The 19,793-nt window shown below is 63.9% G+C and carries 16 protein-coding genes; 4 read left to right on the forward strand and 12 right to left on the reverse strand.

Annotation, left to right across the window (positions count from 1 at the left end):
- Positions 1 to 23: 23 nt before the first annotated feature.
- The 3 genes from KC8_RS01835 to KC8_RS01845 all read right to left on the reverse strand — a co-directional run bounded on the left by KC8_RS01835 (position 24) and on the right by KC8_RS01845 (position 5,311).
- Positions 24 to 2,120 carry a transglycosylase domain-containing protein gene (locus KC8_RS01835; RefSeq protein ID WP_010123297.1) on the reverse strand — a complete coding sequence of 699 codons (2,097 nt, stop codon included), beginning with the start codon at positions 2,118 to 2,120 and terminating at the stop codon, positions 24 to 26.
- Positions 2,121 to 2,185: 65 nt separating this feature from the next.
- Positions 2,186 to 4,006 (reverse strand): DUF885 domain-containing protein, encoded by a 1,821-nt coding sequence (locus KC8_RS01840; RefSeq protein ID WP_010123295.1) that lies wholly within the window; start codon positions 4,004 to 4,006, stop codon positions 2,186 to 2,188.
- Between the two features lie 78 nt (positions 4,007 to 4,084).
- Positions 4,085 to 5,311, reverse strand: a complete 1,227-nt coding sequence (locus KC8_RS01845) for a cytochrome P450 (RefSeq protein WP_010123293.1) — start codon at positions 5,309 to 5,311, stop codon at positions 4,085 to 4,087.
- Positions 5,312 to 5,462: 151 nt separating this feature from the next.
- Between KC8_RS01845 and KC8_RS01850 the strand changes: the two genes are divergently transcribed.
- The gene (locus KC8_RS01850) at positions 5,463 to 6,311 is read left to right on the forward strand and encodes an SMP-30/gluconolactonase/LRE family protein (protein ID WP_010123291.1); all 849 of its coding nucleotides are present in this window, start codon (positions 5,463 to 5,465) and stop codon (positions 6,309 to 6,311) included.
- 4 nt (positions 6,312 to 6,315) lie between these two features.
- Here KC8_RS01850 and KC8_RS01855 read toward each other — a convergent pair whose 3' ends face one another.
- The 6 genes from KC8_RS01855 to KC8_RS01885 form a co-directional block, all read right to left on the reverse strand.
- A complete protein-coding gene (locus KC8_RS01855) occupies positions 6,316 to 6,786 on the reverse strand; it encodes a nuclear transport factor 2 family protein (protein ID WP_010123289.1) in 471 nt (156 codons plus the stop codon).
- Positions 6,787 to 6,860: 74 nt separating this feature from the next.
- Complete coding sequence (locus KC8_RS01860; RefSeq protein ID WP_010123287.1) at positions 6,861 to 7,862, reverse strand: quinone oxidoreductase family protein; 1,002 nt, start codon at positions 7,860 to 7,862, stop codon at positions 6,861 to 6,863.
- Between the two features lie 720 nt (positions 7,863 to 8,582).
- Positions 8,583 to 9,554, reverse strand: a complete 972-nt coding sequence (locus KC8_RS01870; RefSeq protein WP_010126504.1) for an alpha/beta hydrolase — start codon at positions 9,552 to 9,554, stop codon at positions 8,583 to 8,585.
- A 22-nt stretch (positions 9,555 to 9,576) separates the two neighbouring features.
- A complete protein-coding gene (locus KC8_RS01875; protein ID WP_010126503.1) occupies positions 9,577 to 11,184 on the reverse strand; it encodes an acyl-CoA carboxylase subunit beta in 1,608 nt (535 codons plus the stop codon).
- The gene (locus tag KC8_RS01880; protein WP_010126501.1) at positions 11,184 to 11,600 is read right to left on the reverse strand and encodes an acetyl-CoA carboxylase biotin carboxyl carrier protein subunit; all 417 of its coding nucleotides are present in this window, start codon (positions 11,598 to 11,600) and stop codon (positions 11,184 to 11,186) included. The genes KC8_RS01875 and KC8_RS01880 overlap by 1 nt, the downstream gene beginning before the upstream one ends.
- Positions 11,600 to 13,075 carry an acetyl-CoA carboxylase biotin carboxylase subunit gene (locus tag KC8_RS01885; protein ID WP_010126499.1) on the reverse strand — a complete coding sequence of 492 codons (1,476 nt, stop codon included), beginning with the start codon at positions 13,073 to 13,075 and terminating at the stop codon, positions 11,600 to 11,602. The genes KC8_RS01880 and KC8_RS01885 overlap by 1 nt, the downstream gene beginning before the upstream one ends.
- A gap of 151 nt (positions 13,076 to 13,226) precedes the next feature.
- Here KC8_RS01885 and KC8_RS01890 point away from each other — a divergent pair, with 151 nt between their 5' ends.
- From KC8_RS01890 to KC8_RS01900, 3 genes are read left to right on the forward strand one after another with little or no spacing between them, the layout of a single operon-like run.
- Complete coding sequence (locus tag KC8_RS01890) at positions 13,227 to 14,411, forward strand: acyl-CoA dehydrogenase family protein (protein WP_010126497.1); 1,185 nt, start codon at positions 13,227 to 13,229, stop codon at positions 14,409 to 14,411.
- A 27-nt stretch (positions 14,412 to 14,438) separates the two neighbouring features.
- A complete protein-coding gene (locus tag KC8_RS01895) occupies positions 14,439 to 15,989 on the forward strand; it encodes an AMP-binding protein (RefSeq protein ID WP_029624677.1) in 1,551 nt (516 codons plus the stop codon).
- A 14-nt stretch (positions 15,990 to 16,003) separates the two neighbouring features.
- Positions 16,004 to 16,855, forward strand: coding sequence for an SDR family oxidoreductase (locus tag KC8_RS01900; protein WP_029624676.1), 852 nt, complete (start codon positions 16,004 to 16,006; stop codon positions 16,853 to 16,855).
- 92 nt (positions 16,856 to 16,947) lie between these two features.
- On the opposite strand, the gene KC8_RS01905 is transcribed toward KC8_RS01900, so the two are convergent.
- The 3 genes from KC8_RS01905 to KC8_RS01915 all read right to left on the reverse strand — a co-directional run bounded on the left by KC8_RS01905 (position 16,948) and on the right by KC8_RS01915 (position 19,681).
- A complete protein-coding gene (locus KC8_RS01905) occupies positions 16,948 to 17,424 on the reverse strand; it encodes an Lrp/AsnC family transcriptional regulator (protein ID WP_010126491.1) in 477 nt (158 codons plus the stop codon).
- Between the two features lie 194 nt (positions 17,425 to 17,618).
- The gene (locus KC8_RS01910) at positions 17,619 to 18,449 is read right to left on the reverse strand and encodes an oxidoreductase (RefSeq protein ID WP_010126489.1); all 831 of its coding nucleotides are present in this window, start codon (positions 18,447 to 18,449) and stop codon (positions 17,619 to 17,621) included.
- On the reverse strand, positions 18,446 to 19,681 hold the full coding sequence (locus KC8_RS01915) for a hypothetical protein (protein WP_010126488.1): 1,236 nt from the start codon (positions 19,679 to 19,681) through the stop codon (positions 18,446 to 18,448). The genes KC8_RS01910 and KC8_RS01915 overlap by 4 nt, the downstream gene beginning before the upstream one ends.
- Positions 19,682 to 19,793 lie beyond the last annotated feature (112 nt).

Consider the following 19,793-nt stretch of genomic DNA (forward strand, 5'->3'; position numbering starts at 1 on the left):
TCGGTGAACGGAGGCGGCATTGATCAGGGCTGGTCGGCCGGCGCCGGTTCGCGCGGGGGATCGGGCGGCAATGTGGCGGGGGCGGGGCGGCGGCTGGTATCGGCAGGGCCGTTGCCGCCATTTGCGGGCGTGGCGGATACCACCACGCCGTCCGGGCCAACGCGCAGGCCCATGTCGACGTTGCCGATCGCGCCGCTGACGTCGAGCACGGGGCCGTTGCCGTCGCTTTCGATCGCGACGATGGGTTCGGGATCAGGTTCCGCCACCGGTTCGCGTTCGACGCGCGGGGCGGCGGCGCCATCCACCACCCGGCTCATGAAATCGCGCCAGATGCGCGCGGGCAGGCCGCCACCGGCAATCCCCCCCAGCGGGCTGTTATCGTCATTGCCCACCCACACGGCGGCGACCAGATCGCCCGAAAAGCCGACGAAGATCGCGTCGCGATTGTCCTGCGTCGTGCCGGTCTTGCCGAACGCGTCGATCGCCAGTGTCGCCGAACGGCCGGTGCCTTCGCGCACCGCCGCGCCCAGCAGGTCGAGCAGCATGGCGTGCATTTCCGGGTCGATCTTGCGTGGTCGATCCCAGAACGCATCGTACCAGCTCTTTTCGCCTTCGGGCAAAGCGTGGGGCTTCACCGGATAGGCGTTGGCGGCGACGGCGGCATAAGCGGCGGTCAGTTCGGTCAGCGTCACGCCCGATGTGCCCAGCGCCAGCGTGGCATCGTCAACGGCCAGCGGGCTGGTGATGCCCAGGTCGCGCGCGGCGCGGATCACCTTGTCCATCCCCACCTGATGCGCGATCCGCACGGCCGCGACATTGCTCGACCGGGCGAATGCCTCGCGCAGGGTGATCTTGCCGCGATAACGCCCGTCGCTGTTGGCGGGGGACCAGTCACCCACCTTGATCGGTGCATCGTCGATCAGCGTATCCGGCGTCATCCCTTCGCGCAGCGCCGCCAGATAGACGAACAGCTTGAACGTCGATCCCGGCTGCCGGCGCGCCTGGGTGGCGCGGTTGAACGGGCTGGCCGCATAATTCTTGCCGCCGACCATCGCGACGACGCTGCCGTCGGGGCGCATTGCCACCAGCGCTACCTGCGCCTTGCCGAGGCCGGCGCGGCGTACGGCCGCTTCGGCGGCGCGCTGGACGCGGCTGTCCAGCGTGGTGGTCACTTCCTGTTCGGCATAGACCGCGCCGGCATTGTCGCGTGCGGCGGGCAGCGCCCAATCGGCGAAGTAAGTGCCGCTGGGCAATGTGCGCAGCGGCCGGACATTGAGCTTGGCGGGCGCGACATTGGCCGCCTGTTCCGCTGTCAGGAAACCGGCGTCGGCCATCGCCGCGATCACCACCTTCTGCCGGGCACGGGCGCCCTTCAGATTATCGGTGGGCGACAGGCGCGACGGGGCTTTCAGCAGCCCGGCCAGCATCGCCGCTTGCCCGACCGTCAGCTTTTCCGGCTGGCGATTGAAATAATGGAGGGATGCGGCGCGCAGGCCATATACGTTGTCGCCGAAATAGACGTTGGACAGATAGCGCGCGAGGATCTCGTCCTTCGACAACCGCGCTTCCAGCCAGAAGGCGATGAGCACCTCGCGCAGTTTGCGCGCGGCCGTCCTGTCCGAATCGAGGAAAGCGACCTTGGCGAGTTGCTGGGTGATCGTGCTGCCGCCTTCGCGCACGCCACCGGCCACCGTGTTGCGCCATGCGGCCCGGGCGATGCCGCGCGGGTCGATCCCCCAATGGCTGTAGAATCGTCGGTCCTCGATCCCCATGAACGCCTGCGGCACATGTTTCGGCAGGTCGGCGATCACCACCGGCCGGTCGATGATCGCGCCCTTGCGGGCGATCGCCTTGCCGTCGCTGGATAGCAGGGTGATGCTCGGCGGGGCGATGGGGCGCAGCGATCGCGAAAGCGGCGCGGTAACCGTCAGCCACGCTATCAGCAGGACGAAGACTACGGCGCCCGCCTGCATCACCCGTTTCCAGAACGGCCAGCGTTTCCAGAAAGGGCGCGGGCCAGCCGTGGGCGAACCGTCCGGTGAAGCGGGCGGCGCGGATGCGCGGTGATCGCCGCCCGTTTCGGGGGGATCGCGGTCGTAAGGATCGTCGTCGCGCATCATCGCCGGTTCATGCTGTCATACGCAGCTAACACGGGCGATGATGCGCGTCGAGATGGCGCGGCCGATCAGCCCTTGCGCGCCTTGATCCGTTCGTCGATCCTTGCTTCGAGGATGGTGAGGGGCATGGCGCCGTCCAGCAGCACATCATGGAACCAGCGCAGGTCGAACTTGTCACCCAGTTCGGTTTCGGCGCGCTTGCGCAATTCCATCCACTTGTTGTGGCCGACCTTGTAGCTGCACGCTTGGCCCGGCCACACGCAGTACCGCTCCACCTCGCGCAGCGAACGGGGCCGGGTGAAGCCGGTGTTGGCGACCATATAGTCCGTCGCCTGTTCGCGGGTCCACCGCTTGGCGTGAATGCCGGTGTCGATCACCAGTCGGACAGCCCGGAACAATAACGATTGAAGGCTGCCCGCCACGCCCAGCCGGTCGCTGCCATAAGCGCCCAGTTCCTCGGCCACGCCTTCGGCATAGAGCGCCCAGCCTTCGCCATAGGCCGAAAAATAGGTCTGGCGGCGCAGGATCGGGATGCCCTGTGTTTCCTGCGACAGGCTGCCCTGCAAATGGTGGCCCGGTGTCGCTTCATGGTAGGTCAGCGCCGGCAGCCCATATTTCGGCCAGTCATGCGTATCTTTCAGGTTGATCCAGTAGATCGCGTCGCGCGATCCATCCAGCGCGGCCGGATTGTAATAGCCGTTGGGCGCGCCATCCTGGATGAACGCGGGAACACGGCGCACCTCGATCGGGGCCTTGGGCAGGGTGGAAAAGGCACGCGGCAGCAGCGCGTTCATCTTCTTGATATCGGCGTTCAGGCTGGCGAGCAGTTCGGCGCGGCCGGCATCGTTATTGGGGTAAAGCTGCTTGGGATCGATGTTGAGCGCGGTCAGCCGTTCGCCGACGGTGCCGTTGGTCATCCCTTCGACCTTCAGGATCGCATCGATCCGGGCGGTCAGGTCGGCCACCTGTTCCAGCCCGATCCGGTGGATTTCGTCGGGCGTCATCGTGGTGGTCGTGGCATTGGCGAGGGCGTCGCGATAATAGTCCGCGCCGCGTGCCAGCCGCCACACGCCGGCTTCCTTGCTCGCCTTGCCGCGCAGTTCGCCAACAAGCGCGATCTGCCGGTCGAGCGCGGGGAATATCTGGCGGGTGACGATCGTCTCGGCCATCGCCGCCCAGTCGCCGGCAATGCCCTTTTCATGCGTCCGCCGGGCGAGCGATTTGACGAGCACGGTTTCGCCGGCCGGCTGGCTCCGTAGCGCGGCCAGCTGGGTCAATGTCAGGTCGAGCGAGAAATCCGGGGCAACCACGCCCAGTGCCGCTTCGGTGCGCTGGCGCTCGCTATTCTGGTCGAGTGCGGTGGCGAAGCCGGCGAGGCGCTGGAGATAGGCGTCGGCATCGCCCTTCGTTTCGATCCCGTGCTGCGAATCGAGGAAATCGGGAACTGCCTGATACGCTCCGCCCAGCTGGCTCAGCGCGTAAGGCGCCCAGGTGCCGTCGGCTGATCCGAAATCATAGTCGCCATAGCCCTTGATCCCCTGCGTCAGCAGATAATCGGTGACGTCATAATTGATCCGGCCGAGTGGGGTGAGCGCGTTGCGATCGAACGCCTGCAGGCGCTTTGCCCGATCGCGCAGCCGGGCCAACTGGGTCGCGCGACCGGCGCTCGAATAATCGCTGAGCTTGCCCTTCAGCGCGGCGTGCCGGCCCTTGTCGAGGCCCTGGCTCGTCGCGGATTCGGGGCTGTCATCCAGGCTTTCGTCGAAGAAGGCGTCGAGCAGCGTGGTGAGTGCCGCATCACCATCGCCGATTTTGGCGAACAGGGGCGCGGGCAGGGCGGTGGCAAGGGCGAGCGCGCCCGAGGACATGAGGAACGAACGGCGATCCATATGGGGGATACTCCGGCAATCAGGCATGATCGCCGGACAGTGCACATTTCCCGGCGCACGGCCAATGGATTGGTCGGGTCAGCTTGGTCGTTCGTCGAAAGCCAGCCGCAGCGTCTTGAACCCGTCGAGGAAGATCGAGCGCGCGTGCACCGGTTCGGCCAGCAGGCGCGGATTGTCGATCCGCCGGGCGATTTCGCCGATCATCACCGTCAGGTTCATTTTCGCCTGCTGGATGCCCAGGCAATAATGCTGCCCCGCGCCGAACGTGCGCATGTTGCGTCGCGCTAGATTGGGCGCGCGGGTGATGTCGAATCGCGTGGGTTCGTCGAACAATGCCGGATCGCGGTTGGGCGATCCCAGCAGGCAGGCCACCTTGTCGCCCGCGCGGATCTTCTGGCCCGCCAGTTCCTGGTCGCACCGCGCGGTGCGGCGCAGATAAACCACCGGGTTGCGGAACCGCAGGATTTCCTCGACCGCGCCGGCCACCAGTGCCGGGTCCGCCTGCAGCATATGGTACTGATCCGGGTGGCGGATGAACTCCACCATGCCCCATGCCAGCGTGTTGCGGGTGGTTTCGATCCCGCCGACGATCAGATTGTTGAACAGCCGGCCGAACTCCCGGTCGGATATGCGGTCGCCATCGGCCTCCGCATTCAGGATGTCCATCGTCGTGCTGTCGCGCGGGGCCGCGCGGTGATCCGCGGCCAGCGCCTCGCCGAACGCGATCAGTTCCATCGACGCGGCAAAGCCTGCTGCGCGATTTTCGGCAAATTCGGGATCATCGGCCAGCGCCAGCGTGTTCGTCAGGTCGATCACCCGCGCGAAATCGGCCTCGCGCACGCCCAGCACATGGAACATCACGCGCATCGGCAACTGCATCGCCACCTCGGTCACGAACTCGCATTCGCCCTTGGGCATGACGGTGTCGAGGATCGCGGTCGCCACGTCGCGCATCATCGGTTCGCGGGCCTTCAAGGCGGCGGAACGGAAGGCATATTCCACCAGCGCGCGCCAGCGGCGGTGCTGCGGCGGATCCATGAAGGTCAGGCTCTGCTGCTGTTCGGCCAGGGCTTCGGGCGGGAAATCCTCCAGCAGCGGCCCTTGCGAATTGGTGAACAGGTCCGGGCTTTGCAGGACATGATCGATGTCCGCCTGCTGGAACAGCAGCCAGTGGCCACCCGTGGCATAATCATCGGGTTCCCACAGGATGCGGTGATCGGCGCGCAGCGCATCGATCTGGTCGCGCGGGGTGCCGTTGGCGAAATTGTCGAGATCGAGCAGCGTGCGGTGCGGGCAAGTCGCCATATGTCCCCTCCATGGCCGGATCGATCCGGCTCTTGATGCGGATTTGTATCGAATCCCGGCCACATGTCACCGTCCAGGCGGACGGGAGCGCTTGCATTTTATCCATATCATCCGACGATGCCCCAAACGAACAGGCAGGAAGGGGATCCAGATGAAGGACCATGTCGCGACGCAACTGGCCGACGGTTTCGTCTTTCTCGAAGGACCGCGATGGCGCGACGATGCCCTTTGGGTGTCGGACATGTGGGGCCATGAAGTGTTGCGCGTCACCATGGATGGCGTGCGCGAAACGGTCTGCACCGTGCCGGAACGGCCTTCGGGGCTGGGGTTTCTGCCCGATGGCACGTTGCTGGTCGTATCGATGGTCGGGCGGCGGGTGATGCGCGTCGAAAATGGCGAACTGGTGCTCCATGCCGACCTGTCCGGTCTTGCCGGTGGCGATTGCAACGACATGATCGTGGATGAAACCGGCGCCGCTTATGTCGGCAATTTCGGTTATGATCTGTTTGGTGGCGCGACGCCCGCCAAGGCGGATCTGATTGCGATCGATCGGGCCGGTGTCGCCCGCACCGTCGCCAGCGCGCTCGAATTTCCCAATGGCATGGTGCTGGTGGAGGAAGGGCGGACATTGGTGGTCGCCGAATCCTGGGCACGGCGCTTGCTGGCATTCGATCGCCACACTGATGGCAGCTTGTCGCACCGTCGCGTTTATGCGGATCTGGGCGGCCGTTCGCCCGATGGCATTGCGGTCGACGCCGAAGACGGCATCTGGGTGGCCTGCTATGACACGGATGAATTCGTCCGCGTCCGCGAAGGCGGGGTCATTACCGATCGCATTCCCATTCCCGGCCGACACGCCATTGCCTGCGCGCTGGGCGGGCCGGATGGCCGCACGCTTTTCTGCTGCACCTTTTCGGGGGATTATACGCAGATGGGCACCGGCGCGCGCAACAGCGCGATCGAAATCGCGCGTGTCGACGTGCCGGCGCCGGGATTTTAGCGGATCAGCTTGCGCGCGGGCCGGTTATGCCGGCCGGTCCGCGCGACAGGAAGCATTTGTAGACGCGCGCCTTCACGCGCCAGCCGTCACGGGTGCGGACAAGATCGTCTTCATATTGCCCCCACATGCTATATTGTTCGCCGGGATAATCGCCCTGGCCCAGATGCTCGGCATAATAATGCACCTTGGCGCGCGCGGTATCGCCATCCACGGTCACGCGGAAATTGCCGACATTATGGTGGGTCGGTCCGCAATTTGAGTGCGGCCCAAGGTTGGCGTGCATCGATGCGATCAGGCTTGCCCGGTTGGGGCTGATCACGCCGGGGCCAAGCGCCTGCGTATAATCGCCGGTCGCGCCTTCGACGAACACCTCATGCATGTCGTCGAAGCTCTTGGCGTCGACGATCTCGCAATAGCGGACGTAAACCTGTTCGATCGCATCCTTGTCGATCAGATATTGCAGCGACATCGGCATCCTCTCCCTTGAAAGGCGTCGTTCCTGCTTGTCGCGGAACGATCGCCCCAACCAGCCGGACTTGGCTGAACGGTCTAGCGCCCGATGGCGCTGTTGACTTCCAGCACGATCTTGCCACGGACATGGCCGTCCTGAACCTTGGCATGGGCTGCCCCCGCCTGATCCAGCGGCATGATGGTGATTTCCGGCGCGCGGATCTTGCCGTCGGCGAGGGCCGCGACCAGCGCCCGCAATTGGCGCGGCTGGTTGATATGGCTGGAAATCGTCGGTACCACGCGCACGCCCAACGCCTCGGCCCGCGCCGGATCGATCGTCGGCTCGTTCGGGACCAGCGTTCCGATTGGCGCGATCACGCCGCCATTCCGGGTGAACTCAACCGCCTCTAGCAGCGTGCCCTGACCAACCGTATCGACCACCAGATCGACCCCGCCGGGCGCCCACGCACGCACCGCATCGCCAACATTGCCTTCCCGGTAATTGATGGCGACGTCTGCGCCCAGGCTGCGGACATAATCCATATTGGCCGGGCCGCAGGTCGCCGCCACCCGCGCGCCGGCCATCTTGGCAAGCTGGATCGCATAGCTGCCGGTGCCGCCCGCGCCACCGTTGACCAGCACTGTTGCACCGTCCTTGGCGCCGCCAACGTCGAATGTGGCTTCATAGGCGGTGATCGCTGCGGTCGGCATGGCTGCGGCATCGATCAGCGACACATGATCGGGCAGCTTGACGCAGCGTTCCACCGCCGACGCGACATATTCGGCGTAAGAACCGCGTTCGCCCAAACCCTGATTGGATGCGGTGACGACGCGATCGCCCACCTTCAGGTCGGTCACGCCTTCGCCCACTTCGGCCACGATCCCGGCTGCGTCAAAACCGACGACGAACGGGAACTGATATTGGAAGTAGCGCGACAGCCAACCTTCGCGGGCTTTCCAGTCGGCCGGGTTGACGCTGGCATAAGCCACCTGAACGACGACGTTGCCGGGTGCTGCGCGCGGCCGTTCGATTTCTGCCATGTGGAGTACCTCGGGGCCGCCGAAATTATCCAGCACCATCGCGCGCATCGTCTCGCCCATGCAATCTCTCCGTCACCGCCCCTATTGTTGGGGTCGGCTTATTCCGCATGCCGGGTGCGCGTTGGCAAGTGCAAACCAGATCATTTTTCCAGTCGTACGGGATCATCTGGCGGTGCGGAACCGCAGGCTATCGAAGATGAAATGTGGGGCATCAATGGCCGTTGGAGCATCCACCGGCTCAATCGATCGGATGATGTTCCGGGCCGCGTCGCCAAATTCCGCCCCCGATCAACGGCCGCTTACGGCAAGCATCCGCGAGACGCGGAATGACCGGAAAGTCGGGGGGAGCGGACATCCTTCCCCCGTCACCCCGGGCTTGACCCGGGGTCCCGCTTCTTCTGTTCTGCTGTCATGGAACGAGATCGGCAAGGCGGCTGGGTCTACATCATGGCCGATCGCTATCGGGGCACCATATATGTGGGCGTGACATCGCATCTGGCGGCGCGAATGGAAATTCGCGCTGATCGAGCGGGGCAATCCCGAGTGGCTCGATCTCTATGCGCACCTTGTCTGACGCCACCGTCAAAGCGGGACCCCGGGTCAAGCCCGGGGTGACGACGAGATTTAACGAACGGCTGCAAAGTCCGCGGGTCACGACGGTCCGGTTTTGGTCGGCACCGTCGATAACCGGCCATTGAGCGATCGCGGATCGTGGCAGCCGAATTGGTTCACGCCCCGCCAAACCCCACTGGCGACATGATTGCCGAAATGCTTGGCAGGTCAGCCGATGGCGCGGCCCAGCGCTGCAAGGCTCGCTTCGTTGAAGGCGCGCGAAACAGGCGCATCGGGCGCGAAGCCGTTGAAGCCATGGTAAGCGCCGGGTGCCACGATCAGTTCGGTCGGCACGCCGGCAGCGATCAGGCGGCGGCCATAATCGAGATTCTCGCCGACAAAGAGGTCGAGCGCGCCGGTGCCGATGAAGGTGGGTGGCAACCCGGCCAGATTATCGGTGCGCGCGGGAACCGCATGCAGCGGCGGTTCGCCCGTGCCGGCCGGGTGGCCGAGCAGCGCGGACCAGCCATAGGCGTTCGATCCGGCCGTCCACACATATTCGCCGGTGAAGGGCAGAGCCGGTTCGCTCGATCCCGTGCGGTCGTCGATCATCGGGTAGATCAGGTGCTGGTGGCAGATCGGATATTCGCCGCGGTCGCGCGCAACCAGCGCGAGCGACGCGGTATGCCCGCCGCCCGCACTTTCGCCGCCGATCGCGATGCGCTGCGGATCGATACCCAGCCGTTCGGCATTGGCGTGCAGCCAGCCCAATGCGGCGTAGCAATCCTCAACCGCGCCCGGCCAGCGGGTTTCGGGCGCCAGGCGATAATCGACCGACAGGACGACGACGCCCAGCGCGGCCGCGATCGAACGGTTGCTCGGGTCGCTCATCGCGGCATCGCCCAGCACATAGCCGCCGCCATGGATGTGCAGATAACCCCCGCTCAGGCCGTTGCGATCGGGCGGAATGAACAGGTGGCACGGCACATCCGGCGCGCCATCGCGGCCCGGCACCATTATCCGTTCGAACGATACGCCCGCCGCCGGCCCCATTGGCGGGGACTGGTCGGTCGCCAGCCCCTGCGCGCGCAGGATCGGCATCAGGTCGTCGGACAGGGTGAATGATGGGAACGCGGCCAGTCCGTCACGCAGATCGGGATCGACAAGATGCAGGCTGGTGGATGGCGTCTCGTCGGTCACGGCATTCTCTCCCGGATATTTTTTACAATCGGAAGACGCCGTAATGCGGCTCCTCGATCGGCGCGTTCAGCGCGGCGCTGATGGCTATCCCAAGTGCGTTGCGCGTGTCCACCGGGTCGATCAGGCCGTCGTCCCAAATTTCGGACGTGGCATAATATGCACTTTGTTCACGCTTATAGCCGTCGATCACCGGGTCGCGGATGGCGTCGATCTGTTCGGGGCTGAGCGTTTCGCCATGATGGGCGAGCTGGCGCACTTTGATGTCGGTCAGCACGTTGGCCGCCTGTTCGGCGCCCATCACCGATGTCTGCCCCTGTGGCCAGGTGAACATGAACCGGCTGTCGAACGCGCGGCCGGACATGCCGTAGACGCCGGCGCCGAACGCGCCGTTGCAGTTGACCGTGAATTTGGGAACCGATGCGCCCGATACCGCCATGATCATCTTGGCGCCGTCCTTGGAAATCCCCCGCCGTTCATATTCGCGGCCGACCATGAAACCGGTGATGTTCTGGAGGAACAGCAACGGCGTGCGGTTCTTGTCGCACAGCTGGATGAAGTGCGCGCCTTTCAGGGCGCTGTCGTTGAACAGCACGCCGTTATTGGCGAGGATGCCGACCTGATAGCCCCAGATCCGGGCGTATCCGCAGATCAGGGTGTCGCCATAATTCGGCTGATATTCGTGGAAACGGCTGCCGTCGACGATGCGCGCGATCACTTCGCGCATGTCGAAGCTGGTGCGGCTGTCCTGCGGCAGGATGCCGTGCAGTTCTTCGGGGTCGTAAAACGGGTCTTCGGGTTCGGCCCGGTCGATCCGCGTTTTTTCGGCGCGGGTGAAGCGGCCGACGATTTCGCGGGTGACGGCGATGGCGTGGCGTTCGGACGATGCGGGATAGTCCGCCGTTCCCGAAACGCTGGTGTGCATGTCGGCCCCGCCCAGCTCCTCGACGGTCACTTCCTCGCCGGTCGCGGCCTTCACCAGCGGCGGCCCGCCCAGGAATATCGCGCCGGTGCCGCGCACGATGACGTTATAATCGGACAAGGCCGGGATGTACGCGCCGCCCGCGGTGCAATGGCCCATCACCACCGAAACCTGCGGCACGCCCATTTTCGACAGGATCGATTGGTTCCGGAAGATGCGCCCGGCATGGTAGCGATCGGCGAAGAACTGCGCCTGCAACGGCAGGAACCCGCCTGCGGAATCGCACAGGTGGACGACGGGCAGGCGGTTTTCGATCGCGATGTCCAATGTGCGGACGATCTTCTTTACTGACAGCGGATACCAGGCACCTCCCTTCACCGATGCGTCGTCGGCGTGGATGATGACTTCGCGGCCCGATACGATGCCGATTCCCGATAGCTGCCCCGCGCCCGGCACGTCGCCGTCATAGGCCATGTTGGCCGCCAGCGTGGACAGTTCGAGGAAGGGCGTGCCGGGGTCGAGCAGCGCATCCAGCCGATCGCGCAGGAACAGCTTGCCCTGCCGCGCCAGCCGATCCAGATCGCGCTGCGGCCGCACATGGCGCGCAACATGCTGCTTGTCGTGCAGGTCCGCCGCCAGCTTCAGATTATGCGTGCGATTGGCCTGATAGACCGGGCTGGCCTTGTCGACCCGTGAAACGATCCGCCGCATCATGCCGCGTCCGCCTTCAGGCTGACGAGCGTCGCATCGCGTTCGAAGGTGTGGCCCACGGCAAAGTGGATCATCTCCACCACCCCGTCGCGCGGCGCCTTGATCGCGGTTTCCAGTTTCATGCTTTCGATCACCATCATGATATCGCCGGCGGCCACGCTGTCGCCGGCGGCGACGGGCACCAGGATCACCGATCCCGGCATGGGCGCGCGGGCATGATCGCCGGCGCTGCCACCGGCTTCTTCTTCATAATGGGTGATCGCGTCCTGCCAGACGAGTTCGCGCGCCACGCCGTCGAGGTGGATCCAGATGCGATCGCCATCGACCGCGATCGTCGCGCCATCGGCGTTCCCGCTGGCGCCAGGGGTGAGCGCCGCCGGGTGGGCGATGCCATCGATCAGGAAAAAGCCGGGCATCAGTTCCTCCAGCTGCCCATGGCGGCGTGCAGCGCCGGCACTTCGGCGGCCTCGCGCACCAGTTCGGGCACATGGTGGGCCGCCAGCGTGATCAGCCGGGCGAGCAGGGCATCGTCGGGCGCAGGATCGGGCATGATGTCCACTTTCTCGCCGATCAGCCCGGTATGGATGTCACCGGCTGCTACCTGCGGATCGGCGATCAGCCGGCGCAGATAGGCGATGTTGGTTTTAAGGCCGAGCAGCACGAGATCGCCCAGCGCCGCATCCGCTTTGGCCAGTGCATCGGCCCGGTTTGTGCCATGGACGATTAGCTTGCCGATCATCGGATCGAAGGCCGCAGACACGCGCCCCCCCTCGCTGACGCCCACGTCGAACCGCGCGCCTTGCGGCGGGGTCAGTTTCAGCACCGGCCCCGTCGTCGGCGCGAAATCGCGACCGGCATCCTCGGCACAGATGCGCAATTCTATCGCATGGCCGGTGCGCGCAACATCGGCTTGCGCGAAATCCAGCGGCAGGCCGGCGGCGATCCGCAATTGCTGTTCGACCAGATCCAGCCCGGTGATCGCTTCCGTCACCGGATGTTCCACCTGCAGGCGGGTGTTCATTTCGAGGAAATAAAATTCCCCGCGCCCATAGATGAACTCCACCGTCCCGGCGTTCACATAGCCCGCAGCGCGCGCGATGCCGGCCGCCGCGTCGCAAATCCGCGCGCGTTCGGCATCGTCGAGCACGGGGGAGGGCGCTTCCTCGACGATCTTCTGGAACCGCCGTTGCAGCGAACATTCGCGTTCGAACAGATGGACGACATGGCCCTGCGCGTCGCCCAGCACCTGTACTTCGATATGGCGGGGCCGTTCGACATAGCGTTCGACGAACAATCGCCCGTCGCCGAAATAGCGCTGCCCTTCGCTGCGCGCGCGAACGATTTCGTCGTCGAGCGTCGCAAGATCGCGCACGATCCGCATCCCCTTGCCGCCGCCGCCGGCAGACGGCTTGATGAGCAGTGGCGCGCCCACCGCGCGGGCGCGCGCCACGAACGTCGCGGGATCATCATCCTCGATCGCCGATGGGGCTACCGGAAAGCCGCGCTCGGCCACGAAATTGCGCGCCCGCACCTTGTCGCCCATCAGCTCGATCGCGGCTGGCGTCGGCCCGACGAAGATCATGCCGGCATCGGCCACCGCCCGGGCGAAATCGGCATTTTCCGAAAGGAAGCCATAGCCCGGATGAATCGCGCCCACGCCCATATCCTTGGCCGCCGCGATGATCTGTTGGCTGTCGAGGAATGCGGCCACCGGCGTCGGCCCGTCGATCCAGCGCACATCATCGGCCAGCATCAGCGCAGGCGCGCCTTCGTCGATGCGGTGCGCGACCAGTAATGCGCGCAGGCCCAACGCTTTCACCGTGCGTAGCACGCGCGCGGCGATCTCGCCCCGATTGGCGACCATTACCGAATCGAATGGAAAGGCCGTCATGCTGTGACCGATCCCCCAAAACCGTGCGACATCCACATCTCCACCGTCCCCACGACGGTATTTTCCGACGCTTCGTTGACACTACAGTGAATAGCATTCATTTTATCGTCAATAGCCCTGCGGTTCGAAAGGGCGAAAAAGGGAGTCGATCTTGAGCCTTGGCAACGCATCCAGCGCCTTCGCTTTGAGCGCGGAACAGCAGGAAATCCTCGATACGGCGGACGGATTTGCCCGCGATACCTTCTGGCCGCTCCAACAGAAGATGGATGATGAAGAATGGTGGCCGCCCGAAGCCATGCCTGTTCTGGGCCGGATCGGCTTCCTCGGCGTCACCGCCCCCCAGCGATTCGGCGGGGCGGACAGCGATTTCTTCACCGCCGGGCTGATCACGCAAGGGTTGGCGCGGTGGAACCATTCACTGGCGCTCAGCTATGTCGCGCACGAAAATCTCTGCCTCAACAACATCGCCCGCAACGCGTCTGAAACATTGAAGGCCCGTTACCTGCCTTCCTTGTGCGATGGTTCCGCGATCGGCGCGCTGGGATTGACCGAGCCGGGCGCCGGGTCCGATGCGATCGGGTCGATGGCGACGACCGCGCGGCGCGACGGCGACAAATATATCCTCAATGGGCGCAAGCTCTACATCACCAACGGCCCGGTTGCCGATGTCCTTTTGGTCTATGCCAAGACGGACAAGGATCGCGGCAGCAAGGGCGTGTCCGCGTTCATCATCGAAAAGGGGTTCAAGGGGTTCAAGGTCGCCCAGAAACTCGACAAGATGGGCTTTCGCGGGTCGACGACGGCGGAACTGGTGTTCGACGATTGCGAAGTGCCGGCCGAAAATCTGGTGGGCGATGAAAATCGCGGCGTGGGCATCGTCATGAGCGGGCTTGATCTGGAACGCGCGGTGGTTGCGATGATCAATGTCGGCATGGCCGAACGCGCGCTCGATCTCGCGCTCGATTATGCCAAGACGCGGCAACAGTTCGGCAAGCCGATCGCCGAATTTCAGATGGTGCAGGCCAAACTCGCCGAAATGTATGTCGGCGTCGAAACGATGAAGGCGATCTGTTACCGCACCCTGGCCGAATGCAATGCAGTCGGCGAAGGGGCGGGTGGGCGCGGCGAAATCCACAAGCTCACCGCCGCCGCCATCCTCTACGCCGCTGAAACCTGCACGAAGGTGATTTCGGATTCGGTCCAGATCCATGGTGGTGTCGGCTATATGCGCGAAGCCGAGGTCAACCGCCTCTACCGGGCGTCAAAACTGCTCGAAATCGGCGCCGGCACTAGTGAAATTCGCAAGATGATTATTGCCGGCGAATTACTGCGTTAGGCTGCTCTGGAAAGAAGGGAGGCGCTTGTGGGGATAAGCGCGGCAGTGGCACGGGCGGCGCAGGTCCGCCCCCGGCACCCGGCGACGATCTGTGGCGATCGGACGCGAAGTTGGGATGAGGTGGCGTCGCGCGTTGCGCGGATTGCCGGGGGGCTGGCGGCCATGGGGCTGGGGCAGGGCGATCGCATCGCGATCCTCGGCCTCAACAATGATCGCTATTTCGAACTGTTCCTTGCCGGGCCGCACGCCGGCGGGGTGGTGGTGCCACTCAACAGCCGGTGGAGCCAGGCGGAACTGGCCGATGGGCTGGACGATTGCGAACCCGTCATTCTCGCCGCCGACGATGCCTTTCTGCCGCTTGCCCGCCTTCTGGCAACGGGCCGGCCGGGTTTGCACCTGCTGGCCATTGGCGAGGATCATCCGGCGGATATTGCCCATCATGACGATCTTGTCGCCCATGCTGCTATTGCGGATGCCGGCCGCACCGGTGATGATCTGTTCGGCATCTTCTACACAGGTGGCACCACCGGCCGGTCCAAGGGGGTGATGCTCAGCCACCGCAACGTGTTGCGCGGTGCGAACATCGCCCATTGCGAGGGCTATTATCGCGACGATGCCGTCTATTTGGTCGCGGCCCCCTTCTTCCACGCATCGGGCAATTGGCCGATGATCGCGATCACCGCGAGTGCGGGCACCGCCGTGATCCTGCCCGGTTTCGATGCGGCCACCGCGCTGGCCGCGATCGCGCGCCATCGCTGCACCGAATCGTTGCTGGTGCCGACGATGGTCCAGATGCTGATCGAACATCCCGACTTTACGGCCACCGATCTGTCCAGCTTTCGCACCATCGTCTATGGCGCAAGCCCGATCACCGAAGCGCTGCTCGATCGGGCGTTGGCGGCCTTGCCCGATACCCGGTTCATTCAGGCCTATGGCATGACCGAATTGTCGCCCCAATGCGTGGCGCTGCCGCACGAATGCCTGTCGGGTGATTATCGTGCGCGGGGCGTCCACCGTGCGGGTGGCCGGGCCTGCTACGGCGTCGAAATGCGGATCGTCGACGAGGACGACAAAGAGGTGCCACGCGGGCAGGTGGGTGAAATCTGCGCGCGCGGCGAAAGCGTCATGCTCGGTTACTGGCGGCGTCCGGACGAAACCGCCGCCGCGTTAAAGGGCGGCTGGATGCACACCGGCGATGGCGGCCGGATGGATGCCGAAGGTTTCGTCTATGTCGTCGATCGGGTGAAGGACATGATCGTGTCCGGCGGCGAAAATGTCTATTCGATCGAAGTGGAAAGCGCGCTCTCCACCCATCCGGCGGTGCGGTCCTGCGTCGTCATCGGCGTTCCTCACGAACGCTGGATCGAACAGGTCCATGCCATTGTCATCCTCCATGATGGCGCAGCAGCCGTCGAGGCCGATCTGATCGATCATGTCCGCCAGCGCCTCGCCGGGTTCAAGGTACCTCGCAGTGTCGAGTTCCGCACCGAACCTTTCCCGCTGTCGCCGGCCAACAAGATCCTCAAGCGTGAAATCCGCGCACCCTATTGGGCGGGGCGGGCAAGCAGCATCTGCTGATCAATGGAGATAGGATGACTGACGTTTACGGCCGCACCGACGAAGAACTTGCCACCCTTCCCATGGCGCTGGCCCCGGATATGTTCGCGGGCAAGGTTGCGGTCGTCTCGGGCGCGGGCAGTGGTATCGGCCGCGCGGTCGCCCATTGGTTCGCGCGCTTGGGGGCAAAGGTCGTGTTGTGCGGCCGCAAGGTCGAAAAGCTGGAGGCAACGGCCGCCGCGCTCGTCCGTTATGGCGCCGACGTGATGGTCCATCCGCTGTCGATCCGCGATCCGGATGCGGTGGCGGCGCTGTTCGATGCGGCTTGGGAACGCTTTGGCGCGGTCGATATCCTCGTCAACAATGCCGGTGGTCAGTTTCCGCAGGCGGCGATCGATTTCGCGCCCAAGGGCTGGGCCGCGGTCATCGACACCAATCTGAACGGCACATGGTATATGATGCAGGCCGCCGCGCGGAAATGGCGCGATGCCGGTCGGCCCGGATCGATCGTCAACGTCGCCACCGTCATCTGGCGCGGGATGCCCGGCGTCGCCCACACCTGCGCCGCGCGCGCCGGGGTGATCTATGGGTCGAAAACCGTCGCGATCGAATGGGCGCCGCTCAACATCCGCGTCAATTGCGTGTCGCCGGGCATCATCGCCACCGAAGGCATGGCCGTCTATTCGGACGAGGCCCGGGCCGAAATGCCCAACACCAATCTGATGCGCCGTTTCGGCCAGGTGGAGGATATCGCCAACGCCGTCTGCTATCTGGCCGGCGATGCCGGCGGCTTCATCACCGGCGAAGTGTTGACGATCGATGGCGGCAACCAGCTGTGGGGCGATCAGTGGACCATCCCGAAACCGGATTTCTTCCGCGTCGGATGACGGCGCGGGTGGCCCGATGGGTCACCCGCACTGTCTCAATCGGGGTTTGAAACTGCGATTCCCGTCTCAACCAGACACTCTACTAGGCTTGCTCAGAACGGCGCCCATTCGGTTTCATATTTCATCACCTTGAGCGCAACCGACGGGAATACCTGATCGACCCCCTCGATCTTGGCGATCACCCCGGTCAGCAATTGATCCAGCGAATCCAGGTCATGCGCGACAAGCTGGACTTCCAGGTCATGCGCACCGATCGCCACCGCAACGGTGATGACCTGTTCGATCTTCGCCAGATCGGCGGCTACTGCCGCTGCGGGTCGTCCCCTGACCTGCACGCCCACCGCGGACACGCAATCATAGCCCAAAGCTGAAAGGTCGCGCATCGCGACGACGCGTACGATATTATTGTCTTCCAGCCGACGCAGATGCGCGCGAACCGTCGCCTCCTTGACGCCAACGACCTGGGCCAGATCGCGCGTCGCAATCCGCCCGTTGTCGCGAAGCGCTGCGATGATCTTTTCGTCCAGGCTGTCTATGTCGAACGCCGTCAGGCCCCCTCGCTTTGCCATAGATGCGCTCAGTGCCCGAACTGGATATCAGCATCGACGCCTGGCTCGCCAAGCGTCCTGTTTCTGTCGTGATTCAAAACTTCCCCCCCAAAAAAAACCGACGCCCAGCCTGGTTTCGATTCGAGGCAATATCATCAAACTCGAATCTCGCCTGCATATATACGACGCAGACGGCCCCCGCGCGTCCGAACGCATCAACCGTCGAAATTGGTCGAAACAGTCATTTCCTTATGCTGTTCCATCGATGCCAGCATTTCGTCCATCCGCCCCTTGATCGCGGCATAAGCATCCGGACCCATGACAAGATGGACGGGCGGATCCGCCATCCGCGTCAGGGCAATGATGGCCTGCGCGAGCTTCGCCGGATCTCCGGGTTGCCGGCCATCGACCGATTTGACCAGATTGATCCGTGCATGAACCCCATCGGCATAATCTTCGATGGGGCCATCGGCAGCTTTCAAGGACCGTCCGGAAAAGTCCGTGCGATACTGTCCGGCCGCGACGGCCGTCGCCTTGATTCCGAAATCCGCAACTTCGCGCGCCAGCGCTGATGTCATCGCTTCCAGGGCGAATTTGCTCGTGCTGTAATAGCCGGTCGCAGGATTGGCGATGCGGCCGGCCAGCGACGAGATATTGATGATGTGGCCGTAACGACGCGAGCGCATGCCGGGGAGCACCGCGCGAACCATATTGATCGCACCCCAGAAGTTTGTTTCGAACATGGCCCGCACCTGATCGAGATCGCCTTCCTCGATCGACGCGACGTAGCCATAGCCAGCGTTGTTAACGAGAATATCGATCCCGCCGAAATGTCGTTCAGCCTCGATGATCGCAGGCTCAATCCTAGGCTGGTCGGACACGTCGAGTTGCAGCGTGATCGCGGTCTGCGGATAGCGCGTTGCGAAATCAGCGATATCGGCGGGGTTTCGCGCGGTAACCGCTACCCGATCACCGGCGGCCAGTGCGGCATCGGCGATAGCGCGGCCAATTCCGGTCGAACAGCCGGTGATGAGCCAGTTTTTCATTCGGCTATTCTCCATGCATAGCTGGCAGCCCGGGTCCGCAGTTGTTCGGCGCGTTCGGCTGGCGATAGCCATCTGGTTTCCGTGGGTAGCTCTGTGGCCAGGTTCGCGAGCTTGACTACCCGCCCTTTGGCACCAAACCCTTCTCCGGGCCTGCCGTTCTCAAACTCGGCCCAACGCAGCGTAAGGATGCCCTCGGGCATGTCGCACGGATCGATCCAGTTGTGCACACCCGGATCTGCGCGCGAAACCACGTAGGTGAGCGTGCCATCCGTGTTCCGCACGCTCTGGTTCAGATTGAGGCTGGCGGTGCGGTTCTGGATGTCGTTGGTGCTACCCCATTGATTGGTGATCGGGGCAAGAAAATAGTCTGCACCGCCGAGGCCCACGTCGACGATCAGCGCTTCATCATCGGCAAGGCGAAAATGCCCCATAACGTAGATCTGGTTCCGTAAGGCACCATCGGTATCGCGATCGATGGTGAAATCAAAGACGTTCACGGGTTTGTCGAGCGCCTGGCGGTTCCAGCGGGCGGTATTGTCGATATTCAGCCGCAGCATGGCGATGGCGGCATCGACCTGTTGGTCGAGGGTCGCGACGGGACGTGTTGGCGGGCCGCCCAGGCGTTCGATCGAAAGTTCGTTCACCCGCTCATTGGCCCAATCCATGATCACGTCGCGGATATAGAACTCCCGGGCTTCGGGCGAAGATCGGACATGATCCGGGCGATCGCCCTTGTCGTCGCAGTCGACGCTGATCTCGAACCGGCCATTGTCGTCGACATGCAATGTCTTGCCGTCGAGCACGTCAACGGTGGCCATTTTATCTGTCCACAGGGTGAAATAATTTTCGGTCAATCGGGGTGTGGGTACCCGGCCGCGAATGACGTAGCGCTGCGATCCGTCGATCGGGATCACCCGATATACCGAGTCGGGATTGTCGATACCCCAGCGCGAACCAGGTATGTCCAGCCCGTCGAGCCGATGCGGAATGCGTGAGATGGTGACGACCGCGGGGCGCTCGGTGTCGTTGTTGAGCGACCAGATGATCGCTCCAAAAACGACCTCGGGGAACTTGCTGTCGAAACAGGCCCGCATTTCGCGGCCCGGACTGATCATATCCAGCCAATAATCCTGCAGTTCGGCAATCGCCTCCTGCATCCGGGGATGGGCCAGCACGTCCAGCGCACGCTTTTCGAAGCGCCGCTGTTCATCAGTCGCGATCGGATTCGCCATTTGCCCTCTCCTGTCGAGGATGAACCGGCATTTTGCCGTACCTGACATGAAGCCTAATGCGTACCGAAACACAGGCAATCGGTTCGCATCCCGTCACGGTGACGGACGTGGG

The organism is Sphingomonas sp. KC8 (assembly GCF_002151445.1).
GTDB lineage: Bacteria > Pseudomonadota > Alphaproteobacteria > Sphingomonadales > Sphingomonadaceae > Sphingomonas_E.